Source organism: Amycolatopsis sp. ATCC 39116, assembly GCF_000231075.2.
Classification (GTDB): Bacteria; Actinomycetota; Actinomycetes; order Mycobacteriales; family Pseudonocardiaceae; genus Amycolatopsis_E; species Amycolatopsis_E tucumanensis.
The window spans coordinates 397,804-419,300 of the sequence record NZ_AFWY03000001.1; the positions used below are offsets into that span (position 1 = coordinate 397,804).

Annotated in this window: 21 protein-coding genes; 12 read left to right on the forward strand and 9 right to left on the reverse strand. The window is 72.2% G+C overall.

Annotated elements, in window-relative coordinates; all coding sequences use genetic code 11:
* Window positions 1-105 precede the first annotated feature (105 nt).
* Genes AMY39116_RS42060 through AMY39116_RS0302115 form a run of 4 tightly spaced genes read left to right on the forward strand, consistent with a single transcriptional unit; the run spans window position 106 to window position 5,324 of the window.
* Entirely contained in the window at window positions 106-1,632 is a 1,527-nt protein-coding gene (locus AMY39116_RS42060; RefSeq protein ID WP_020416066.1) for an NAD(P)/FAD-dependent oxidoreductase, read from the forward strand.
* Complete coding sequence (locus tag AMY39116_RS0302105) at window positions 1,629-2,690, forward strand: alpha/beta hydrolase (RefSeq protein WP_020416067.1); 1,062 nt, start codon at window positions 1,629-1,631, stop codon at window positions 2,688-2,690. Before AMY39116_RS42060 ends, AMY39116_RS0302105 begins: the two co-directional genes overlap by 4 nt.
* Window positions 2,691-2,695: 5 nt before the next feature.
* The gene (locus tag AMY39116_RS0302110; RefSeq protein WP_020416068.1) at window positions 2,696-4,066 is read left to right on the forward strand and encodes an NAD(P)/FAD-dependent oxidoreductase; all 1,371 of its coding nucleotides are present in this window, start codon (window positions 2,696-2,698) and stop codon (window positions 4,064-4,066) included.
* Between the two features lie 25 nt (window positions 4,067-4,091).
* Window positions 4,092-5,324, forward strand: coding sequence for an acyl-CoA dehydrogenase family protein (locus AMY39116_RS0302115; protein WP_020416069.1), 1,233 nt, complete (start codon window positions 4,092-4,094; stop codon window positions 5,322-5,324).
* A 7-nt stretch (window positions 5,325-5,331) separates the two neighbouring features.
* Here the strand turns inward: AMY39116_RS0302115 and AMY39116_RS0302120 are convergent, their stop codons facing one another.
* Entirely contained in the window at window positions 5,332-5,988 is a 657-nt protein-coding gene (locus tag AMY39116_RS0302120) for a response regulator transcription factor (protein ID WP_020416070.1), read from the reverse strand.
* Window positions 5,985-7,133: a sensor histidine kinase gene (locus AMY39116_RS42065; protein WP_020416071.1), complete on the reverse strand. Its 1,149-nt coding sequence runs from the start codon at window positions 7,131-7,133 to the stop codon at window positions 5,985-5,987. The genes AMY39116_RS0302120 and AMY39116_RS42065 overlap by 4 nt, the downstream gene beginning before the upstream one ends.
* Before the next feature lie 128 nt (window positions 7,134-7,261).
* Here AMY39116_RS42065 and AMY39116_RS0302130 point away from each other — a divergent pair, with 128 nt between their 5' ends.
* From AMY39116_RS0302130 to AMY39116_RS0302145, 4 genes are all read left to right on the forward strand, one after another.
* Window positions 7,262-7,864, forward strand: coding sequence for a class I SAM-dependent methyltransferase (locus tag AMY39116_RS0302130; RefSeq protein WP_020416072.1), 603 nt, complete (start codon window positions 7,262-7,264; stop codon window positions 7,862-7,864).
* Window positions 7,857-8,339 carry a hypothetical protein gene (locus AMY39116_RS42070; protein WP_020416073.1) on the forward strand — a complete coding sequence of 161 codons (483 nt, stop codon included), beginning with the start codon at window positions 7,857-7,859 and terminating at the stop codon, window positions 8,337-8,339. Before AMY39116_RS0302130 ends, AMY39116_RS42070 begins: the two co-directional genes overlap by 8 nt.
* Window positions 8,340-8,367: 28 nt before the next feature.
* Window positions 8,368-10,110 (forward strand): VanW family protein, encoded by a 1,743-nt coding sequence (locus AMY39116_RS0302140; protein ID WP_020416074.1) that lies wholly within the window; start codon window positions 8,368-8,370, stop codon window positions 10,108-10,110.
* 191 nt (window positions 10,111-10,301) lie between these two features.
* Window positions 10,302-11,720, forward strand: a complete 1,419-nt coding sequence (locus tag AMY39116_RS0302145; RefSeq protein ID WP_020416075.1) for an MFS transporter — start codon at window positions 10,302-10,304, stop codon at window positions 11,718-11,720.
* A gap of 73 nt (window positions 11,721-11,793) precedes the next feature.
* Here AMY39116_RS0302145 and AMY39116_RS0302150 read toward each other — a convergent pair whose 3' ends face one another.
* On the reverse strand, window positions 11,794-12,396 hold the full coding sequence (locus AMY39116_RS0302150) for an HD domain-containing protein (RefSeq protein WP_020416076.1): 603 nt from the start codon (window positions 12,394-12,396) through the stop codon (window positions 11,794-11,796).
* A gap of 77 nt (window positions 12,397-12,473) precedes the next feature.
* Between AMY39116_RS0302150 and AMY39116_RS42075 the strand changes: the two genes are divergently transcribed.
* Complete coding sequence (locus AMY39116_RS42075; RefSeq protein ID WP_039791053.1) at window positions 12,474-13,364, forward strand: MBL fold metallo-hydrolase; 891 nt, start codon at window positions 12,474-12,476, stop codon at window positions 13,362-13,364.
* A 477-nt stretch (window positions 13,365-13,841) separates the two neighbouring features.
* On the opposite strand, the gene AMY39116_RS0302160 is transcribed toward AMY39116_RS42075, so the two are convergent.
* Entirely contained in the window at window positions 13,842-14,723 is an 882-nt protein-coding gene (locus AMY39116_RS0302160) for an NmrA family NAD(P)-binding protein (RefSeq protein WP_020416078.1), read from the reverse strand.
* A gap of 26 nt (window positions 14,724-14,749) precedes the next feature.
* Entirely contained in the window at window positions 14,750-15,619 is an 870-nt protein-coding gene (locus AMY39116_RS42080) for a helix-turn-helix domain-containing protein (RefSeq protein WP_020416079.1), read from the reverse strand.
* A 117-nt stretch (window positions 15,620-15,736) separates the two neighbouring features.
* On the opposite strand from AMY39116_RS42080, the gene AMY39116_RS42085 reads away from it, so the two are divergent.
* Window positions 15,737-16,243 (forward strand): hypothetical protein, encoded by a 507-nt coding sequence (locus tag AMY39116_RS42085; RefSeq protein WP_020416080.1) that lies wholly within the window; start codon window positions 15,737-15,739, stop codon window positions 16,241-16,243.
* A gap of 16 nt (window positions 16,244-16,259) precedes the next feature.
* Here AMY39116_RS42085 and AMY39116_RS42090 read toward each other — a convergent pair whose 3' ends face one another.
* The 3 genes from AMY39116_RS42090 to AMY39116_RS0302180 form a co-directional block, all read right to left on the reverse strand.
* The gene (locus AMY39116_RS42090) at window positions 16,260-17,657 is read right to left on the reverse strand and encodes a hypothetical protein (RefSeq protein ID WP_020416081.1); all 1,398 of its coding nucleotides are present in this window, start codon (window positions 17,655-17,657) and stop codon (window positions 16,260-16,262) included.
* Window positions 17,658-17,764: 107 nt separating this feature from the next.
* Window positions 17,765-18,091, reverse strand: coding sequence for a hypothetical protein (locus AMY39116_RS45930; protein ID WP_157358367.1), 327 nt, complete (start codon window positions 18,089-18,091; stop codon window positions 17,765-17,767).
* Between the two features lie 18 nt (window positions 18,092-18,109).
* The gene (locus AMY39116_RS0302180) at window positions 18,110-18,736 is read right to left on the reverse strand and encodes a LysE family translocator (protein ID WP_020416082.1); all 627 of its coding nucleotides are present in this window, start codon (window positions 18,734-18,736) and stop codon (window positions 18,110-18,112) included.
* 124 nt (window positions 18,737-18,860) lie between these two features.
* On the opposite strand from AMY39116_RS0302180, the gene AMY39116_RS0302185 reads away from it, so the two are divergent.
* A complete protein-coding gene (locus AMY39116_RS0302185; protein ID WP_063710125.1) occupies window positions 18,861-19,553 on the forward strand; it encodes a CAP domain-containing protein in 693 nt (230 codons plus the stop codon).
* A gap of 92 nt (window positions 19,554-19,645) precedes the next feature.
* Entirely contained in the window at window positions 19,646-20,491 is an 846-nt protein-coding gene (locus AMY39116_RS0302190) for a helix-turn-helix domain-containing protein (protein WP_020416084.1), read from the forward strand.
* 76 nt (window positions 20,492-20,567) lie between these two features.
* On the opposite strand, the gene AMY39116_RS0302195 is transcribed toward AMY39116_RS0302190, so the two are convergent.
* Window positions 20,568-21,404 carry an oxidoreductase gene (locus tag AMY39116_RS0302195; protein WP_020416085.1) on the reverse strand — a complete coding sequence of 279 codons (837 nt, stop codon included), beginning with the start codon at window positions 21,402-21,404 and terminating at the stop codon, window positions 20,568-20,570.
* Window positions 21,405-21,497 lie beyond the last annotated feature (93 nt).

A 21,497-nucleotide genomic window follows, 5' to 3' on the forward strand; every position in this document is an offset into this window, starting at 1 on the left:
TTCGCGTGACGGCTCTTGACGAGGCGCGCGTGCTGTCACACACTGAATCGCCTGACTTAATCAGTTGACTTATTCACTGGACCATGAGCGCGAAGGACGTGCAGCATGAAGGACGCACCCGCCACGGAGTCCGCCGACATCGTCATCATCGGCGCCGGGCTGTCCGGCATCGGTGCAGCGAAGTACCTGACCAGCGACTTTCCCGACAAGAAGATCCTGCTGCTCGAGGGCCGCGACGCGGTCGGCGGCACCTGGGACCTGTTCAAGTACCCCGGCGTCCGGTCCGACGACTCCGTGCACACCTACGGCTACGAGTTCAAGCCGTGGCTGCACGAGGAGGCGATCGCCGACGGCCCGTTGATCCGCGACTACGTGGCCGAGACCGTCACCGAGTTCGGTCTCGACAAGATCCTGCGGCTACGCCACCGGGTCACCGCTGCCGACTGGTCCAGCGAGGAGGCGCGGTGGACGCTGAAGGTCACCGCGACCGACGAGGCAGGCAACGAAACCCACAAGTCCATCCGTGCCCGGTTCGTCGTCAGCGGCACCGGTTACTACCGCTACGACAAGGGCTACGAGCCGCACTTCGAGGGCCGGGAGGACTTCCAGGGCGACATCCTGCACCCGCAGCACTGGCCGGAGGACTACGACTACAGCGGCAAACGCGTGGTCATCATCGGCAGCGGCGCGACCACCGTCACCATGCTCCCCGCGATGGTGATGGGCGAGGGAGCGGCAGCCCACGTCACCATGTTGCAGCGCACGCCGAGCTACGTCGCGTCGGTCCCCAGGGTGGACAAGCTCGCCCAGCGGCTCATGAAGCTCTTCGGCGTCAAACGCGGGTACGCCGCCACCCGGCTCAAGAACATGTGGTCCGACCACCTGATCGTGACCGTGCTCTGCCGGTTCCCGAACTTCGGGCGCAACCTGCTGCGCAAGGCGACGGCCAAGCAGCTGCCGGCCGGATTCGACGTCGACACCCACTTCGCACCCCCCTACAACCCCTGGGACCAGCGCCTGTGCGTCACGCCGGACAACGAGTTCTTCCAGGCGATCCGCGAGGGGAAAGCCGACGTGGTGACCGACCGGATCGAGCGGTTCACCTCCGACGGCATCCTGCTCGCGTCGGGCCGGACGCTCCAGGCCGACGTCATCGTCACCGCGACCGGCCTCGTCATGCAGATGCTGGGCGGCATCAAGCCGACGGTGGACGGCACCCCGGTCAACATGGGCGACACGGTTTTGTACCGCGGCGCCCTGATCTCCGGCATGCCCAACTGGGCGATGATGCTCGGCTACACCAAGGCGACGTGGACCCTGCGCATCCGCAACGTGTGCCGCCTCGCCGCGGACGTGATCCGCACGATGGATTCGCAGGGTTACGACATCGCCGTGCCGACCCCGCCGGAGGGCATGTCCACAGTGGACCTGCTCGACCTCACCGCGGGCTACATCCAGCGGGCCAAGCACGAGCTTCCGCGCCAGGGCACCGACCTGCCGTGGCAGATGCACACGACGTTCATCAAGGACAACCGGCTGTTCAAGGGCCGGCTCGTCGACGACGACCACATTCGGTTCTCGACCCGGACCACCATCCCGGCCCGGCTCGCGAGCGTGGAAGCCGCGTCATGAGCGCCCCGCGTTTCACCCTGGCCCAGCGGTTCCAGCGGGCTTTCCTGATCAGCCTGGGCCGCCTGCCTGCCGCGCTCCAGCGGCTCCTCGCCCGACCGCCGGTCAACAGCGCGGGCGACACCATGGCACCCGACATCGCGCTCCTGATGAAACTGAGCGAGTCCGCCCCCGACTACAGCGACCTGCCGGCCGCCGAGGCCCGCGAGGTCACCGAAAGCGACCTGGCCCTCTTCGCGGCCCGGGTTCCGCCCTGCCCGATCGAGGAGGAGATCGAGGTCGCCGACGGCGTGCTCGCCACGCGCTACAGCACCGGCACGCCCTCGCGGGGGCTGATCCTCTTCTTCCACGGTGGCGGCTTCGTGATCGGCAGCCGCGCCGGCTACACCGCGCCGGCGCGCATGCTCGCGCGCGGCACCGGCGCGGACGTCGTCTCGGTCGAGTACCGCCTCGCTCCGGAGCACCCCTTCCCGGCAGCGCAGGACGACGCGCTCAGCGCCTGGCGGTACGTCGTCGGGCGCTGCGCGGACTGGCGTGCCGACCCGCGCCGCATCGTCGTCGCGGGCGAGAGCGCCGGGGGCAACCTGGCGGCCGTCCTGTGCCAGCAGGTGCGGGGCGAGGCGGTGCAGCCCTTGCTCCAGGTCCTGATCCAACCGGTGACCGATCTCGTGGAGCACCGTCCCTCCCAGGACGAGTTCGCCGGATCGCCCGCCCTCTCGGCCAAGCAGGTCGCCTGGTTCGTCCGGAACTACCTCCCCGAGGGAACCGACCCCGCCGACCCCCGCGTCTCCCCGTACCGCGCGCCGAGCCTGGCCGGGCTCCCGCCCGCCATTGTCGACCTGGCCGGCTTCGACCCGCTCCACGACGACGGGCTGGCCTACGCGACCGCACTGCTCGAGGCCGGTGTGCCGGTCGAGGTCACGCGCGAGGCGGGACTCGTGCACGGATACCTCTCCTACACGGGCATCAGCCCCAGCAGCCGGCAGGCGACCGAGCGACTGGCCGGGGCCATCGCCGCCGCGCTCGACCGTTCCTCCACCACCATCACGAAAGCAGGCTGAGTGCCATGACCGCATCACGCAAGATTCCCCGGCGGGAGGAGACGCACGAGGTCGTCGTGGTCGGCGCCGGCATGGCCGGGTTGATGGCGGCGACCACCCTGGCCGGCCGGGACGTCGTCGTGCTCGAAGCCTCCGGCCGGGCCGGCGGTCGTGTCGAATCGGTTCGCCAGGGCGACTACTGGATCAACCTCGGCACCCAGTTCACCGAGGGAACCGGACCGCTCATCGAAGCCCTCGAACGCCACCGGATTCCGATGGGGACGCTGGCGGGCAAGAAGGTGGCCCTCGCGCTGGGCGGGAAGCAGGTCGACACCTCCAACCCGTTCGGCCTGATGGTCCGCTCCCGGATGAGCATGCTGGACCGGATCGGGCTGGCGGCGGTCGGCGCGCGGATCCTCGCGGCGGTGCCGTTCCTGGCGCTGAACCCGGACAACCGGCTGGCGCAGCGGGTCAGGTCCACATTGGACGCCCGGTCCGCGTCGTACGTGCTCCGCGGAGTCGGTTCCGAGGTCGCCCGGGACATGGTCCGGTCGTGGTCCGGGCAGTGGATGGGGTGCGAGCCGGAGGAGACCGCGGCGACGCAGTTCGTCATCTCGATGGGGATCCTGCTGACCGACCCGGCGAAGGTGCCGAACTTCGCCCTGCCGGAGGGCGGGAACCAGACCCTCACCGACATCCTGGCGGCCGACCTCGGCGATCGCCTGCGGCTGAACTCACCGGTGCAGTCGCTCGACTGGACCGACGACGGCGTCGTCGTCGACTACGAGGACGGCAACGGGCCGGCGCGGATCCGGGCCAGCCGGGCGATCGTGGCCGTCCCCGCCGACGTGGCCGTGAAGATCATGCCCGGCCTGCCGCACGAGTACCGCGCGGCGTTCGACGACATCCGCTACGGCCGGTACGTGGTGGTGGGTTTCTTCACCCACGAGGAAGGCCCGCAGCGGTGGGACGACTACATCGCCGTGTCGACGCCCCAGATGTCGTTCCAGGCGATGTTCAACCACGCCGCGGCCCTGCGCGGGCCGGGCCCGCGGAAGCCGGGTGGCGCGCTGGCCTGCTTCGCCGGCGGCGCCGTGGCCGACCGGTTGTTCGAGCTCACCGACTCCGAGATCGCCGCCAGGTTCACCGCGGACCTCCTCCGGCTCTACCCCGAGCTGGCGGGAAAGCTCGGCGAGACGTTCGTGCGGCGTCACCCGCGGGTGGTGCCGTTCTGGGCGCCCGGCGGACGCGCGTCCCTGCCGGTGCTGCGCGACCACCTCGGCCCCGTCCACCTGGCCGGCGACTACCAGCTGGACATGCCCTCCCTCGCCGACGCGGCCGCCTCGGGCGAGCGCGCCGCGCGGCAGGTCCTGGCGAGCCTGTCCCGTCACGCCTGACTCCCCTCCCCAGCGAAAGGTCACCATGTCCGCCCTTCCCACCCCCGTCCGCCAGGCCGACCGGCTCTACCACGACCTGCTCTCCCCCGTGGAGATCCAGGAGTTCCGCCACCGCGCCCGCAAGATCGCCGCCGACGTCGTCGCGCCCGCCGCACGCCGGATCGCCGACGGCGACGAACGCGTCGACGGCTTTCCCCGCGACGTCTTCGACGGTCTCGCCGCCGCCGGCCTGTTCCGGGTGCCCTTCGCCGCCGAGGTGGGCGGCGACGGCCTGGCGCACCCGGTCACGGCGACGGCCGTGGCGATCGAGGAGCTGGCCTACTACTCCAGCAGCGTCGCGGCGGTGTTCGACGTGCACTGCATCCTCGCCGGCAACGTGCTGACCCATGGCACCGCGGCCCAGCAGCAGCGGTGGCTGCGGCCGGTGGCCGAGGGCGCCCTAGTCGGCGCGTTCGCCACCACCGAGCCCGACGCGTCGTCGGACCTCAGCCCCACGGCGGTGCGGACCGTCGCGGTCCGGCACGGCGACACCTGGGTCCTCAACGGACACAAGCGGTGGATTTCGAACTCCCCGGTCGCCGGGTTCGTCGTCACCCTCGCCCGCACCGGCGACCGGCTGTCGATGTTCGTCGTCGACACCTCGCTGCCCGGCGTGCGGGTCGGTGAACCCGACCGGAAGATGGGCAACCGCGGGCAGCTCACCGCCGACGTGTGGTTCACCGACGTCGAGCTGACCGGCGACTGCCTGCTCGGCGGCGAGCCGGGGCACGGCCTGCGGCACGCCCTGGCCACGCTCACGCTCGGCCGCATCGGCATCGCGGCCGCGGGTGTCGGCATGGCACAGGCCGCCTTCGACCACGCGGTCGCGCACCTGTCGTCGCGCGTGGCGTTCGGCCGGAAGCTGGCGGCCAACCAGCACTGGCAGTTCCTGATGGCCGACCGGGCCACCGAGATCGAGAACGCGCGCAACCTCTACCTGAAGGCCGCCCTGCGCCGCGACGCCGGCGAGGTCTTCCCGGAGCCGGAAGCCGCGATGGCGAAGCAGTACGGCAGCCGGCTGGCGGTCGACATGGCGCGCGACGCGGTCCAGGCCTTCGGCGGCCTGGGTTTCGCGCGGGAGCTGGCGGCCGGCGGCACTCCCGGGCCGGTCGAGGCGATCTACCGGGACAGCAAGATCGGCGAGATCTACGAGGGCGCCAACGAGATCCTGAAGTGGGTCATCGCCCGCGGCATCTTCGGCAAGGAGATCACCGGCTGAGCTGTCGCTAGTCCTCGGCCCGCTCGGTGAGGTCGCGGGCGGCCAGCACCGCAAGGCGGACCCGGTTCGTGGCGCCGGTCTTGGTCATCAGGTTGGCGATGTGCGTCTTCACGGTGGTGACGCCGAGGTGCAGCTCGGCGGCGATCTCGGCGTTCGACATCCCCTGCCCGAGCAGGGCGAGCACGTCCTGCTCACGACCGGTCAGGCGCCACCGGCCGGGAGCCGGGGCTTCGGTGCGCTCACGCGCGGCGACCGCGGCGTGCACGAGCCGCCGGAGCACCGCCGGGCTGAACGGCGCGTCCCCGTCGGCGACCCGGCGGATCGCGTCGAGCACCTCCTCCGGCGTCGCGTCCTTGGCCAGGAACCCGTGCGCGCCGGCCCGCAGCGCCGGGTACAGGTGCTCGTCGTCGTCGAAGGTCGTCAGCACGATCACCCGCGTCGCGGGCCGCGCCGCCAGGATGCGGGTGGTCGCGGTGAACCCGTCGACCCCGGGCATGCGCAAGTCCATCAGCACGACGTCGGGGCGGAGCCGCTCGGCCAGCACGACCGCCTCGTGGCCGTTCGCGGCTTCGCCCGCGACTTCGATGTCCGCCGTGGTCTCGCACAGCATGCGCAACCCGGCGCGGACCAGTTGCTGGTCGTCGACGAGCAGGACGCGGATCACCGGCGCTCCTCCTTGGGCATCGTGGCGGTCAGTTCCCACCCGGCTCCCGTCGCGCCGGCCGTCACGGTGCCGCCGAGCAGCTCGATCCGCTCGCGCATCCCGGTCAGCCCGAACCCGGGGCCGCCGCGGGACACGGGTGGCGGGTCCCCGCCGCGGTCGCGGATGCTGATTCCGACCTGCCCGTCGTCGACGCGCACCCGCAGGGTGGCGCTCGCGTGTGGCCCGGCGTGCTTGGCGACGTTAGCCAGTCCCTCCTGCACCACGCGCAGGACGGCCAGCCGCCGCATCGCGTCCAGGCCGGCCACCTCGGGCGAGATCTCGGCGTCCAGGGTGATGCCCGCCGAGCGGGCCTGCTCGACCACGCCCGCGAGCGCGGCGGGCAGCGACGCCGAGTCGACCAGGGACTCGCCCACGTCCGACACCGCGGTCCGCGGGTCGCGCAAGGTGGTCACCAGTTGCCGCAGGTCCGCCAGCGCCGTGCGAGCCGTGGTGTGGACCTCGCTCAGGGCCTGCGCGACTTCCGGGTCCCGCTCGCCGAGCGCGCGCCGCGCGGCGCCGACCCGCACCGCGACCGAGCCCATGTGGTGCGCGACGAGGTCGTGCAGCTCCCGCGCGATCGCGGCCCGCTCGGCGGCGCGGGCCTGCTGCGCGACGAACGCGCTGCGCTGCTTCGCGGCGATCGCCCCCTGCAGCACCGAGCGGATGTAGAGGCCCAGCAGCATCGGCGGCGCGGTGGTCAGCAGGATCGACGACGGGGTCAGCACCGGGTCGAACTTCGGCGCGAACACGCCGGCCTGCGCGGCGACGAACGCAGCCGCGCCGAGCCAGCAGCGCAGGCCGGACCGGCGCATCCACAGCTCGCCGAGCGCCACCGCCGCGAGCACGTAGGTGACGGCGAGCGCGAGGGACGAGTCGGCGGACCAGGCCACGACGAGCAGCGCCGACTGCGCCACCGTGACCAGCAGCGGCAGCCGTCCGCCTGCCAGCGTCACGGTCGCCGAGAGCATGCCCAGCCCCCAGTCGGCACCGTCCACGGGGGACGGTCCGTGCAGCACCGCCAGGTACGCCGCACCCACCAGCAGCGGGACGAAGCGGATGGGCGCCCAGACGAGGTTCGGGACGCGGCGGGACAGGCGGGTGATCACGACCCGACCTTAGGGGCGGACCCGGACCGGCACCTCCTGCGTCCGGAGGAGGTCGCTCCTGCGAGTGGCCGCAGACCCGGGCTGCACGGCGGAGGTGACGGCGGGCGCGCGCTGCGAGCGTCGGGACCATGATCTCCACGACAGACGACTACCGGACCTTCGTCGCCGCAGCGCTGCGCCGCCCTGCCGTCGTCGGGGCCTGCGCGCCCAGCTCGCGTGGCCTCGGCCGCCTGCTCGCCGCGGTCGTCCCGGCCGTGGGCGCCCCCGCCGTGGCGGAACTGGGGCCCGGCACCGGTGCGGTGAGCCAGGCGATCGCGGCCCGGCTGCCGCGCGCGGGCAGGCACCTCGCCGTCGAGGTCGACCCGGTGTTCGCCGCGCACCTGCGTGCCCGGCACCCGCGGATCTCGGTCGTCGAGGGTGACGCCGCCGAGCTGGCCGGTCTGCTCGCCGCCGCCGGACTGTCCGAGGTGGACGCCGTGGTCAGCGGGCTGCCGTGGGCGCTGTTCGACCCCGAGCGGCAGCGGCGCGTGCTGGCCGAGATCGTCCGGTGCCTCCCGGCGCACGGGGCGTTCAGCACGTTCGCCTACCGCCACGCCGCGTGGATGTCCGGCGCCCGCCGCTTCCGCCGCCTGGTGCACGAGCACTTCGACCAGGTCGTCGTCACCCGCACGGTGTGGCGCAACCTGCCGCCGGCGTTCGCCGACGTCTGCCACCGGCCGCTGCGTGGCTGACCTGCTCGTCGCGGAGTCCGCGCTGCTGGCCGGGGTGTTCCTGCCCGGCGCGAGTGCCGTGCTCGCGCTCGGTGTGCTGGCCGGCGCCGGCGTGGTGCGCCGGCCGCGGGTGGCGGTGGTGGGCGCGGTCACCGGCCCGCAGATCGCCTACCTGCGGGGCGCGCCGGCGGTTCCGGCGCGGCTGGCCGGCCTGGAGCGGCGGGCGGCGCGGGCGCTGCGCGATGGCAGCCTGCTGTCGGTGTGCGCGGCGCAATGGGTGGTCGGGCTGCGCACTCTGGCGCCCCGCCTGGCTTCCGCCGCCGGTTTCACCTACCGCCGGTTCGCGCCGGTGAGCGCGGCGGCCTGGAGCACCTGCCTGACCGTGCTGGCCCACGTGGCCGAGACGGCCTATGAATGGGCGGGGCCCGCGATCGCCTGCGCCGGGGCCGGGGTGGTGGCGGTGCCCGTCGCGGTCCGCCGCCGGAGCCGCGTTTGAACCGGGCGTTTTGGTCAACTAGGACCTGGTGGTTCCTTCGACGCCCGAGCCCACCGAGTACCTGCCGCGTGTCGGCGAGGTCGCGCCGAAACCGTGGTGGCGCAGGCCCGCGACGATCGCCGCGGCGGCTGTCCTGTTCGTACTCGCTGTCCTGTACGTGCTCGACCTGGCACTGAGCTCCGGTGAGGTCCCCCGGGGGACGACGGTGGCGGGTGTCGCGATCGGCGGCATCAGCGAAGCCGCGGCCGAGCAGAAGCTGCGGGACGAGCTGACGCCCCGCCTCGGCCGGCCGGTTCAGGTGATCGCCGGTGATCGCGAGGTTCCGTTCGTCCCCGCGGAGGCCGGGGTGCGGGTGGATGCCGGGGCGACCGTGGCCGCCGCCGGTGCCCAGCCGATGAACCCGTGGACGCGGCTGGTGTCGCTGTTCCGCGACCGCGAGATCGCCGTCGTGGCCGGGACGGACCCCGGCGCCCTTACCGCCACCCTCGACGAGCTGCGGGCGGCGGTCGACCGGCCGGTGGTGGAGGGCGGCATCCGGTTCGACGGGATCACCCCCGTCCCGGTCGATCCGCGGGCCGGACAGGCACTCGACACCGCGCGGGCCGAGGAGGTGCTGCTCACCGGCTGGGTCACCGCGGAGCGCGTGCAGGCTCCGGTGCTCCCCCTGCCGCCGAAGACCACACCGGAGGGTGTGCGCGCGGCGCTCGACGAGGTCGCGCTGCCCGCTGTCGCCGCGCCGGCGACGGTTCGCGGTGACGGCCGGGACGTCGATCTGGAGCCCGCGCAGATCGCCGCCGCGCTGACGTTCCAGCCCGGCGACAACGGCACCCTCGTCCCGCGGCTCGACCGCGCGAAGCTCGGTGCTCTGGCCGATCACCTCGCGCCGACCGAGAAGCCGGGTCAGGACGCGCGAATGCGGTTCGACAACGACCGGCCCGCGGTCGTGCCGTCGGTCGACGGCCGCGCGGTCGACTGGGACCAGACCCTGGATGGGTTGCTGGAGGCGATCCGCCCGGGCGGTGACCGGACCACCGACGCCCGGTACGTGGCCGTGCCGGCGAGGATCACCACCGACCGGGCCGGGCAGCTCGGGATCACCGAAGTGATCGGCGAGTTCACCACCGGCAACTTCGCGCCGGACTCCGGGGTGAACATCCGGGTGGTCGCCGAGAAGGTGTCCGGCGCGATCGTGCTGCCCGGGGAAACGTTCAGCCTCAACGGCTACACCGGTCCGCGGGAGGCCGCGCAGGGGTACGTGGAGGCCGGCGTGATCGAGGAGGGCGTGCCGGAGCGCGAGGTGGGTGGCGGGATCTCGCAGTTCGCCACCACCCTCTACAACGCCGCCTACTTCGCCGGGATGACCGACGTCGAGCACAAGGAGCACAGCTACTACATCAGCCGCTACCCAGCCGGCCGCGACGCGACGGTCTTCCAGAACCCGGACGGCAGCAGCGTCATCGACCTGAAGTTCGCCAACGAGTTCCCGACCGGGGTGGCGATCCAGACGATCTGGACGCCGAAGTCCATCACCGTCCGGTTGTGGGGCACGAGGCACGTCACGGTCGAGTCGGTGCCCGGCCCGCGCGGCGACTACGTCGACCCGCACACGGTCACCAAGCCGGCGGGCAGCACGTGCCAGCCTGCCCGCGGCAAGCCGGGGTTCCGGACCACGGACACGCGGATCGTCCGCGACCTGAGCGGAGCGGAAATCAGCCGCACGACGCGGACGGTGCGGTACGACCCCGAGCCGACGGTGCGCTGCGGGGGCTGAGCAGCGCGGAACACGCGACGACCACGCCCGCCGGGAATCCCCGAGCCCGCGATGCGCCGCGCCGGCTGAGCGAACGCGCACCCAAGGGAGCTGGATCACACAAATACCCCTGGGGGGTACTTGCGCAGCCCGCTTCGGCAGGGCTAACTTCTCGGTCGTACGGATACCCCCCATAGGTATAGGAGACCGAGATGAGAACCGACTCCCGCCGCTGGTGGGCCCTGGGGTTCCTCGCGCTCGCCCAGTTCATGGTCATCATGGACACCTCGATCATCGGGGTCGCGCTGCCGAAGATGCAGTCCGACCTCGGCTTCACCCCGGACGGCCTGTCCTGGGTGTTCAACGCCTACGTGGTCGCCTTCGGCGGGCTGCTGCTGCTCGGCGGCCGCCTGTCGGACCTGCTCGGCGCCCGGCGGATGTTCACCGCGGGCTGGGTCGTCACCCTCGGCGGCTCGGTGGTGGCCGCCCTCGCCGGCACCGCCGGGATCGAGCTGACCGGCCGGGTCCTGCAGGGTGCTGGGGCGGCGTTGATCGCGCCGTCGGCCCTGACGCTGTTGATGGTCTTGTTCGGTGACCGCCCGAAGGAGCTGACGAAGGCGCTCGCGCTCTACGGGGCGGCCGCGCCTGCCGGTGGCACCGCGGGTGTCTTCCTCGGCGGCGTGATCACCGAATGGCTGTCCTGGCCGTGGATCTTCTGGCTGTACGTGCCGATTTCGCTGATCGCGATTGCGGCCACACCCGTCCTCATGCCGGTCACGCCCGGGCGGCGCGGCGCGGTGGACGTGGCGGGAGCGGTGGCCGTCACCGCGGGCCTCGCGCTCACCGTGTTCGCCATCGTGCGCGCTCCCGAGCAGGGCTGGGGATCGGCGGCGACGCTCGGCGCGTTGGCCGGTGGGGTCGTGCTGCTGGGAATCTTCCTGGTGATCCAGCGGTCCCGCCGGGTTCCGCTGGTGCGCCTGGGCATCTTCCGCACGCCGAACCTGGGCGCGGCGAACCTGGCCCAGCTGCTGCTGGGCGCCGCGTGGATCCCGATGTGGTACTTCCTCAACCTGTACCTGCAGCAGGTCCTGGGTTACGGCGCGTTCGCCGGCGGCGCGGCGCTGCTCCCGATGACCCTGCTGATCGTGATCCTGATGGTCGGCGTGGCGCCGCGCCTGATCGCCCGCTTCGGGTCGAAGACCCTGATCGTGGCGGGACTGTGGGCGCTGGCGGCGGGCCTGGTGTGGTTGTCGTTCGTCCGGCCGACCGGGTCGTTCGTGGTCGACGTGCTGCCGGCGTCGCTGGTCGCCGCGCTCGGTCAGGCGCTGGCGTTCATCCCGTCGCTGGGCATGGCGATCTCCAGCGCGAAACCGGAGGAGGGCGGGCTCGCGTCCGGGATCGTCAACACCGCCTACCAGATCGGCTCGGCGCTCGGCCTGGCCGCGATGACCGCGGTCGGTCTCTCGTTCGGGGCCGGTGAGCTCGGCGACGCGGCCGCCCTCACCGACGGCTTCTCCGCCGCCTTCCTGGGCGCGGCCGCGATCGCCGTGGCCGGCGGGTTCCTCGGGCTGGCCACGATCCGCACCGCCCGTGCCGAGTCCGCGCCGAAGCAGGAGGTGACGAGCCTCTGAACCCCGGCGACTGTTCCTCGGGAAGCGGCCGGCGAGCGGCGAAAACGCTCGTCGGCCGTTCTCGCGTCGTGGCCTACCGGGCTTGTTCCAGGGGGTTCCGGGCGATGCGGGTGGCGAGGTCGTTGCCGATGGCGGCCGCCGCGGAGCTGTCCGGCTTGCGCTTGGCCTGGTCCTGGAAGCACCGCACGAACTCCTCGGCCAGGGTCAGCCGGGGATAGCGGTCCATCACCTCGGCCCGGAACCCGGCGGGGAAATCGTCGAGGTGCCGACCGGTGATGTCGACCCCGGTGGAGCGGGCCAGGAGGAAGCCCTCCGGGTCCTCGTCCTGGTCCACCTCGCGCCACATGTGCCGGACGATCACCTCCGACAGGCGCTCCCGCCGCTGCCGCGGCCACCCGGCCCCCGCGGCGAACACCCACGCGACGTGACCGCCGGCGACCTCGAAGGGCACCGTGTGGCTGTCGAACTCCGCGACCAGCCCGACGTCGTGCAGCAACGCCGCGACGAACAGCAACTCGGCGTCGAAGGCCACGTCGTGCGCGTCCCCGTAGGCCGCGGCCCACACGTACGCGCGGAACGAATGGTTCAGCAGAGCGGGCGAGGTGTAGGTCTTCGCCACGTCGATCGCATTGAGACAGACGGGACTGTCCGGAAGGGAGACGTCGGTGAGCCGCATGCGCTCATTGTCGCGGAGGAACGGGTACCCATGACAGGGACAGGCACGCGGACGCCGGGGCGACGGACACTGCGGCCATGAGTTCATCGGGATCAGCCACCACCCAGGCGCCGGGCTTCGCGCGCACCCGCGTCGGAGCTCTCACCGTGACCACCGTGTACGACGGGGCGCTGCCGATCCACGCGGCCGACATGCACGGCGAGTCTCCGCAGCGGATCACCGAGCTGCTGGCCGACGGTTTCCTCCCACCGGAGGGCGACCCGCTGACGGCCGTGAACACCTTCCTGTTCACGGCCGCCGGGCGCACCGTGCTGGTCGACGCGGGCGCCGGCGCGTCCCTCGGCCCGGGCACCGGTCATCTGACGGCGAACCTGCGCGCCGCGGGAACCCCGCCCGAGCAGGTCGACGACATCCTCATCACGCACCTGCACCCCGATCACGTCTTCGGCCTGCTCACGCCGGACGGGGACGCCGCGTTCCCCGGCGCGACCGTGCACGTGGCGGCCGCGGACGCCGAGCACTGGCTGGACGAGGAGGCCGCCGCGCGGGCCGAGGGCGTGCAGGCGCAGATCCACCAGTGGGCCGGGCAGGCGCTGGCGCCCTACCGCGCGCGAGGCCGGTTGTCCACTTTCGACTACGGCGACTCCCCCGTGCCCGGCGTGACGGCCGTCGACCTGCACGGCCACACCCCTGGCCACAGCGGCTACCTCGTCGGCGACGCGGAGCTGCTGTTGTGGGGCGACACGATGCACTGCCACACGGTGCAGCTGCCCGCCCCGCACGTGGTGATGGCGATCGACAGCGATCAGGAGGCCGCCCGCGCCGCGCGCCTGCGGTTGCTGGACGAGATCCGCACGCACGGCTGGACAATCGGCGGCGCACACCTGCCCTTCCCCGGCATCGGACACATCCACTTCCGCAACGGCGACGCCCGGTGGGTGCCTGTGCCGTTCCGCCCGCTGGCCTGAACACGCCCGCCGCCCGTCGGGTGCTGGACCAGATCCGCACCCGCGGGCGGGCGGTCGCGGCCCCTCCCCAAGCAACGAGCAAACCCGCTTCCGCCACGGCCAAACCCACTGGACGCCGGTGCCGTTCCGCCCGCTGGCCCGAACACCTCCGCCGCCTGCGGGTGCTGGACCAAATCCGCACCCGCAACCCGGCGATCGCAGCCCTTCCCACGCAACGGACCAAACCCGCTGCCGCGACAGCCAACCCCACTGGACGCCTGTGCCCTGCCGCCCCGCTGGCCAGAACACCCCGCCGCCTGCGGGTGCTGGACCAAATTCGCACCGCAGCCGGGCGATCGCGGCCCGCGCCCGGCGTTGGACGCGCCCCGGTTCCGTGACGGCGAGCCCCACTGGCTCCCCACGCCGTTCCACCTCTCGCCCTCGACCGGAAACACGCCGGTGGCCGCCCCGTCATGAGGCGGCCACCGGCTCGGTTTCTCAGCCCAGTACGCGGGCGAGGAACTCCTCGAAGGTCGTGGGCGTGGCGGTTTCGGCGGTCCGCGGCTGGTTCATCGCGATGCGACGTTCGGCGACGTCACTGGTCATGGCCGTGGTGCCGTCGGCCATGTGGGCGGAGAAACCACCGGCGAGGAGGGAATCGCGCAGGGTGGCGGCGTCGATCTGTTCGTAGCGGGCGCCGGGGCGTCCGAGTGCCTTGCCGATGGCCGCGGTGATCTCGGCGAGGGTGATGTCGCGCGGCCCCTGCAGCTCGACGGTTCGGGTGCCTGCGGCGCGCCGTCCGGTGAGGAGGTCGGCGGCGACCTGCCCGATGTCGGCCGTGTCGATGGCCGGGAGGGGAAGATCGGCTGGGATGAGCCCGCGGGCGACGCCGGTGGCGCGGATCTCCTCGATCATCGGCAGGGTGTTCTCCATGAACCACCCCGGCCGCAGGTGGGTCGGTTCCACGCCGGGCAGGGCGTCGAGCGCCTCCTCCAGCGGGCGCAGACCCCACACCGGGCCGCGGGCGCCGTCGTAGTTGGCGGCCCAGCCGCTGAGGCTCACGATCCGGGTGAGACCGGGCACGGCGGCGAGCGCCTCGCGGTGGGCGCTGATCACGCGTCGCTGGTAGGCGGGGTAGTCGGTGCTGCCGGGGATGAGGCCGGGCGCGATCATGACGAACGCCGCCTCGGCGCCGTCGAACGCGCCGCGGAGGCTGCCGGGGTCGTCGTTGCGGGCTTCGACGGCTTCGGCTCCGCGGTCGGCGAACCGCTGGAGGCGGGCCCGGTCGCGGCCGAGCACGCGGACCTTCTCGCCGGCGGCCAGGAGCGCCTCGGCGACGGCGGAACCGGTGTTGCTGGTGGCGGACGAGACGACGATCATCTGTGTTCCTCTGGTTCGGACGTTGATCAACTGGCGGTGAGTGAGCCGAGCAGGGCGAGCCGCTCCGCCGACGGGGTGCCGGCCTCGGCCGCGCTGATGATCAGCCGCTGCCCCGGGTCGTCGGGCAGGCGGAGGATCTCCTCGTTCAGCTCGAGCTCACCGACCACGGGGTGCCGGTAGCGGCGGACGGTGTGCAGGCAATCCCGCACCGGGTGGTTCCGCCACAGGCGGGCGAAGTCGTCGCTGCCGGTGGCGAGGTCGGACACGAGCTGGTGGAGCGCGAGGTCGTCGGGCCGTTCGGCCGTGGCCATCCGCAGGTAGGCGACGAGGTCTTCGGCCTGGCGTTCCCAGTCGGCGAACAACGCGCGGGTCGCCGGGTCGAGGAAGACCCGGCGGGCCTGGTTGGGCGCCTGTGGCGTGCCGATGGTGGCGATCTCCTCGGGGGTGAGCCCCCACAGCGCGTATCCGAGCGGGTTGCCGGCGAGGATGTCGGTGCGCCGGCCGACGAGCACGGCGGCACCGCGGCTGCCCGCGACGAGGTCGCGCACGGGGGCGCGGACCTGGTCCTCGTGGCCGGCGCCGCGCACCGGCGGGAGGGCGCGCGCCAGCCGGTGCAGGTGGGCGCGCTCGTCGGGCGACAGCTTCAGCACCCGGGCGATGGCGTCGAGGACGGCGTCGGAAACCTGGTGGTTCTCGCCCTGTTCGAGGCGGGTGTAGTAGGTCGTGCTGACCCCCGCCAGCTCGGCGAGTTCCTCGCGCCGCAGCCCCGGCACGCGCCGCCGGTCGCCGTAGGAGGGGGCGATCCCGAGCTGCTCGGGGGTGACCGCCGCGCGGCGGGACCGCAGGAACTCGCCCAGCTCACCGGCGGAGGACTTGCCGGCCCTCGACTGACTCATGAAGCCAGTTTCCCTCGCGATCGCCTCCCGTTGCCTGTCCACGCGGTGGGTAGGAACGCACCGGTAACATCGGGCTCGCGACCAGGTTTCGCAGTGCCGGCAGGGGGAGCACCGGAGATGTACACCGTCACCGACGCCTTTTACGGTGACCTGAAAGCCGACGTCGACAAGGACGCGGGCGTTGTCGAACTGTCCGGGCCCGACGTGCCCGCGGTCGAGATCCGCCGTCTCGTGCCCGCGCGGGCCGACGCGCACGTACCCATCGGAACCCGGCAGGCTCAGCAGCTCGGCGTCCGCATCGATGGCCGTCCCGCCGTCATCACGCCGGGGCCCGGCGAACTGCGCCGCCGCACCTACCGGGTCGATCTCACCTGGGATCAGCACCACTACCAGTTGAAGCCCAACAGCAGCGCGACGAGCCGGCTCCTCCGGGACGGTCGTCAGCTCGCCGACTTCTCCGTGGACGGCGATGGCGATTTCATCGTGTACTGGCTGGCCACCCGCGACGAGACGATCGCCGCGGACGCCGCCGTCGGATACGCCCTGTCACTGGCGTTCGGCACTGGCGCCCACACCATGATCGGGATGATCCTCAGCGGGATCGGAGCTCTGTTGCCGGGCTGAGGGCTGTGCCCGAAGGCTAAGCGGGGAGCAGCGCGTAGTAGCCGTCGGGTGGCGCGCCGGGCCCGTGCCACGGCGACGTGGCGGGCCACACCGGCGCACCAGCGGGCGGGGTCGCGACGTCACGCAGCACGTAGCGCGGCGTGATCGGCGCGGGGGTCCGGTCGAGGAAGTGGTAGTTCAGGCGGAGCAGCCACCGCTTGACCGGCCCCGCCTGCGCGGTCGCGGTGTCGATCGCGGAGATCAGCTGGGTGCGGTCGGAGAACTGGTCGAGGACGGTGCACTCGCAGAAGTAGGCGATGGCCCCGATCTCGCCTTCGAGGCGGACGGGCTGGTCGCCGACGAGGGCCTTCAGCTCCCGGCCTGCGGTCGCGTACTGCGCGGGGCTGGCCCAGTTCGTGGTCACCGCCGCCCGCTGCCAGGGCACACCGTGCTGCAGGACGAACCCCAGCTGGCATACGACGAGGAGACCCACGGGGAGAGCGAGCCCGCGGGCGACCGCGCTGACGGCGAGGGCGGCGAACAGGGAGAGGCAGATCAGCGACGGCGCGTAGTACCAGTGGTAGGGCGGCACGCCGAGGATGGTGTAGGCGAGGTAGTGCAGGATTCCCGCGAGCCCCAGCGCGGCCGGGAGGGCCAGCTGTGCCCGCCGCCGCGCCCAGACGGCGAGGGCGAGCACGCCGAGCACCGCCGGGAGGAAGGCCAGCACGATCGCCGCCGGGTAGAAGCGCAGCAGGAGGAGCGGCCCTTCGCCGAACTGGTAGCCGCCCCACGATCGCTGCTGGGTCTTGATGAGCAACGTGTCCGGCACGAAGGACCCCAGGGCGAGCCAGCTGAACAGGAACCAGGGCCCGGCGACCACCCCCGCCGCCGCGGCCGCCTTCCACCAGGAACGCCACAACGCCCGGCAGGCGACGAACAGGACGACGACGATGATCGCCAGATCGAGCCGGGTCAGCACCGCCAGCCCCGCGCACACGCCGAAGGCTGAGGCCCGAGCCTCCACGGCGGCCATCAGCATGAGCGCCAGCACCGCGGCGGTGAGGGTGACCTCCAGCCCCACCGCGGACAGCAACAGGGGGTTGAGCAGAACGACCAGCCAGGCGGCGACCGCACCCCAGGCGGGCAGGGACAGCGCCCGCGTGACGCGCAGCAGCGCGGTCCCCAGCACGACGTTCGCGAGGACGAACAGGACCCCGAGGGCCCACACCGGGTGCCTGAGCACCGCGGTGAGCGCGCCCAGGATGAGCACGTTCAGCGGAGAGGTCGCGGTGTTCGAGGTCTGCTCGGCGATCAGCCCCCAGTGCCCATGCAGGCCGAGGTTCCGCGCGTAGCTGAGCGTGATGTAGGAGTCGTCGATGATGCTCGAGTGGACGAGCCAGAAGACGGCGCCCCCCGCGACCGCGAACAGCGCCACATAGCGCGAGGCACCACGCCGCGGCAGCGAAGGACGCGGTGGCGCCGCTTGTGCGGTGAGCATGCAGTTGACCCCCGGAGAAGACCGAACCGGCAGAGTCTAGGCGACTACCGGCCCCCAGCTTGACGAGGATCGCCGATGAGCTCGGTGGAGCAGGATTCCCGGGGATCATTCGTCCGGCAATCGCGTTCAAATGTGCATTTGCCTGAGCTCGGCATTCGCCCCGTAGAGGAGTTCCAAGGCGCGATCGAGAAAACCTTCGACAAGTCGCTCGCACCGAAGTCAATGGCAGGAATCCCCTTCTTCGCGAGGCCGAAGTCGACCTGTCCGATCTCGAGCGCGATGTCCACCTGAAAGCACTCGAACGTGAAGGCTGATTCCGGCAACTCCGGAAAACCGACAGGCTGCCTCGTCACCGGATCGAGCGGCTGCACCCCGGATCCCAAGCGGGGTCAGCGGTCCACCGCGAGCCGTACGCCGAGGCCGATGAAGAGGCCTCCGGTGGCCACGTCGATGCGGCGGCGGGCGGCCCGGCGGTGTCGCAGCCACTCGCCGATGCGGCCGGCCAGCACGCCGACCGTGCCGTCGACCAGGAACTCCATCGCGATGAGGATCGCGCCCAGGATGGCGAACTGCAGCCACACCCGGCCGAGCGACGGGTCCACGAACTGCGGCAGAAGCGCGATCGTGTAGGTGACCATCTTCGGGTTGAGCAGGTTGGTCAGCAGGCCCGTCGCGAAGGCTCGGCGGCCCGTCACGCCGCCCGCGGGCACCTCGCCGGGCACGCCCTTTCGGTGCCGAATCATCTGGACGCCCAGGTACACCAGGTAGATCGCCCCGGCGATGCGCACCACCGTGAACGCCACCGGCACCGCGAGGAACAGCGCCGCCAGCCCGGCCGCCGCGACCGCCACGTGCACCGCCTCGCTGACGGCCACCCCGGCGGTCGCCAGGAGGCCGGCCCGCGGGCCGCCGCGCATGCCGCAGCCGAGGACGAACAGCATGTCCGGTCCGGGGGTGATCATCGCGACGGCTGTGGTCAGCACGAACAGCGCCAGCAGGTTCGGGTCGATCGGCATGGCGGAATCTTCACACGACCCGCCAGGAAGATCACAGCGAGTTTCCGGCTACTCCGGACGGGTGAGCCAGGTGACGCCATTGGGAGGACGGCACCGTTACCGTTCCGTGATACTTTCTCCGCTCGTGTCCCCCCGAATCCCCCGGCGCCGGAACGTGCTCGTGGCCGTCGCGGTGCTGCTCGGCGTCGCGATCGCGGCGGGCGGGCTGCTGACCGTCCGCGGCTTGCGGGACGAGCCGGTGCGCGTCGCAGCCGTGCAGTCCGTCCCGACCACGCCGCCGGTCACCACACCGTCCACCCCGGCGACCACCCCGCCGGCCACGACGACCACCACTCCTCCCCCAGCACCCCCGAGCAGCACCACGACCACCCCGCCCCCGCCGCTGAAGCCGACCACCACGACGACCAAACGCACCACGACCACCGCGAAGAGCACCCCGCGCGCCGACACGTCCCTCACCGGCCAGGTCCTGGCGCTGGTCAACGCCGAACGCGCCACTGCGGGGTGCGGCCCCCTCGGCGCCGACTCCCGCCTCGCCACCGCCGCCCAGAAGCACAGCGACGACATGTCCGCGCGCGGCTACTTCTCCCACACCACACCGGAAGGCCTCACCTTCGCCGACCGCATCAAAGCCGCCGGCTACCCCAGCCCCGGCGCGGAGAACATCGCGAAGGGCTCGACGACCGCCGAGCAGACCGTGAAGATGTGGATGAACTCCGACGGCCACCGCCGCAACATCCTCAACTGCTCCTACACCAAACTCGGCGTGGGCGTGGCGAAGTCCGGCTGGTACTGGACCCAGAACTTCGGCTTCTGAGCGTCCAGGCGCCGCGACGGCAAGCCTCCGTGCACATGGAGGGTGCGTCACTCCCACCCGCCGCTCCCCCGGCGGGGCTTACGGTGAGTGTCGTGCAACGCGACAACGAGCTGGGTGACTACCTGCGGGCCCGCCGTCACTTGACGACACCGCGCCAGGCCGGTGTTCCCGACGACCGGGATCGGCGGGTGCCGGGCCTGCGCCGGGAAGAGGTCGCCCTGCTGGCCGGCGTCAGCACCGACTACTACACCCGGCTCGAGCAGGGCCGGGAACGGCACCCGTCCGGCCAGGTCCTGCAGGCCATCGCCCGGGCGCTCCGGCTGGACGAGGCCGCCTCCGGGCACCTGTTCCGCCTCGGCCTGCCCGCGCCCGCGTCGCGAGCAGCCACCACCAGGGTCAGCGACGACCTCCTGCACCTGCTCGGGGGCCTGCACGAATCCCCGGCGTTCATCGTCGGCGCCGCCCAGGACATCCTCGCCGCCAACGCGCTGGCAGACGCCCTCTACGCCGGGTTCACGCGCTTCGACAACCTGTTGCGGATGATCTTCCTCGACCCGTTCGCCCGAGAGTTCTACCTCGACTGGGACACTGCCGCGGAGACCGCGGCGGCCAATCTGCGCGCGGCATCGGCCGAGTTCCCCGACGACGAGCGCATCGAACGCGTCGTGGGTGAACTGTCCGCGCACAGCCCCGCGTTCACCGCGTTGTGGGAACGCTACGAGATCCGCCCGCGCACGCGCGAGGACAAACACTTCCGCCACCCGCGGGTGGGAGAACTGCACCTGCACTTCGAAGCGCTGGCCGTCACCAGCGCACCCGGCCAGCACCTGTCGGTCTACAGCGCGAAACCCGGCAGCGCCACCGCGGACGCGCTCGTCCTGCTGCGCGAGCTGGCCGCGCGGCAGGGCGAGCAGCGCACACCGACGAGCTCTCGGTGAGCCTGACGGGCAGTGTGCTGCATCCGGCCAGGAGGCGACGATCCGCAATCGGTTGGCATCGAACGCCGGATGCTGCTCAGGCGTCGTCGAACGCGGTCTTCAGCGCGAGGGGCTCCCACTCGTCCATCGACTCGAGGAACGCCGCGAACTTCGTCCGCGCCAGCGCATAGGCCCTCTCGCCGAGAGGGAGGTGCAGCGGGGGACGTTCCGCGTCGACCGCGCGGAGGATGACGTCGACCGCTTTGCGCGGGTCCCCGGCTTGCAGTCCGTCGTTGTCGGCGCGGTACCTGCGGCGGGCCCCGGCGGTCTCGGCGTACTCCGGCATCTCCGCGGCGGCCACCCGCATCGAGCGGCCGAGGAACTCGGTGCGGAACGGGCCGGGTTCCACGATGATCGTCGCGATCCCGAACGGCGCGACCTCCTGGGCAAGCGCCTCGGACAGGCCCTCCAGGGCGAACTTCGTGGCGTTGTAGTAGCCATCGCCCGCGATGCCCGCGATCCCCGCTCCGGAGGACATCATCACGATCCGCCCGCCACCGGCCTTCCGCAGGAGCGGCAGGACGGCCCGGGTCGTCTCGATCACGCCGAAGACGTTCGTCTCGAACAGTGGCCGGTACTCGTCCGGGGTCCCCTCCTCGATCGCGCCGAGCATGCCGTACCCGGCGTTGTTCACCAGGACGTCGACACCACCGAACTCCCGCTCGGCCAGGGCGGCCGCCGCGGCGGCGTCCCCCGCCTTGGTGACGTCGAGCGCCGTCACCCGGCAGGTCTCCGGGTGGCGCGCGAGGAGATCCTCCAGCGACCGTGGATCGCGGGCCGTGGCGACAACCTGGTCACCGCGGTTCAGGGCCGCCTCGGCGAGGACCCGCCCGAGCCCGCCCGAACATCCGGTGATGAGCCACCTGTACGACATGATGTTTCCAATCCCTCGACCGTCTCCGGCGGGCGGAGGAGCCCGCAGGTCCTGACCGGATCGACGCTAATGACGTCCCCCGTCCCGCCCCAG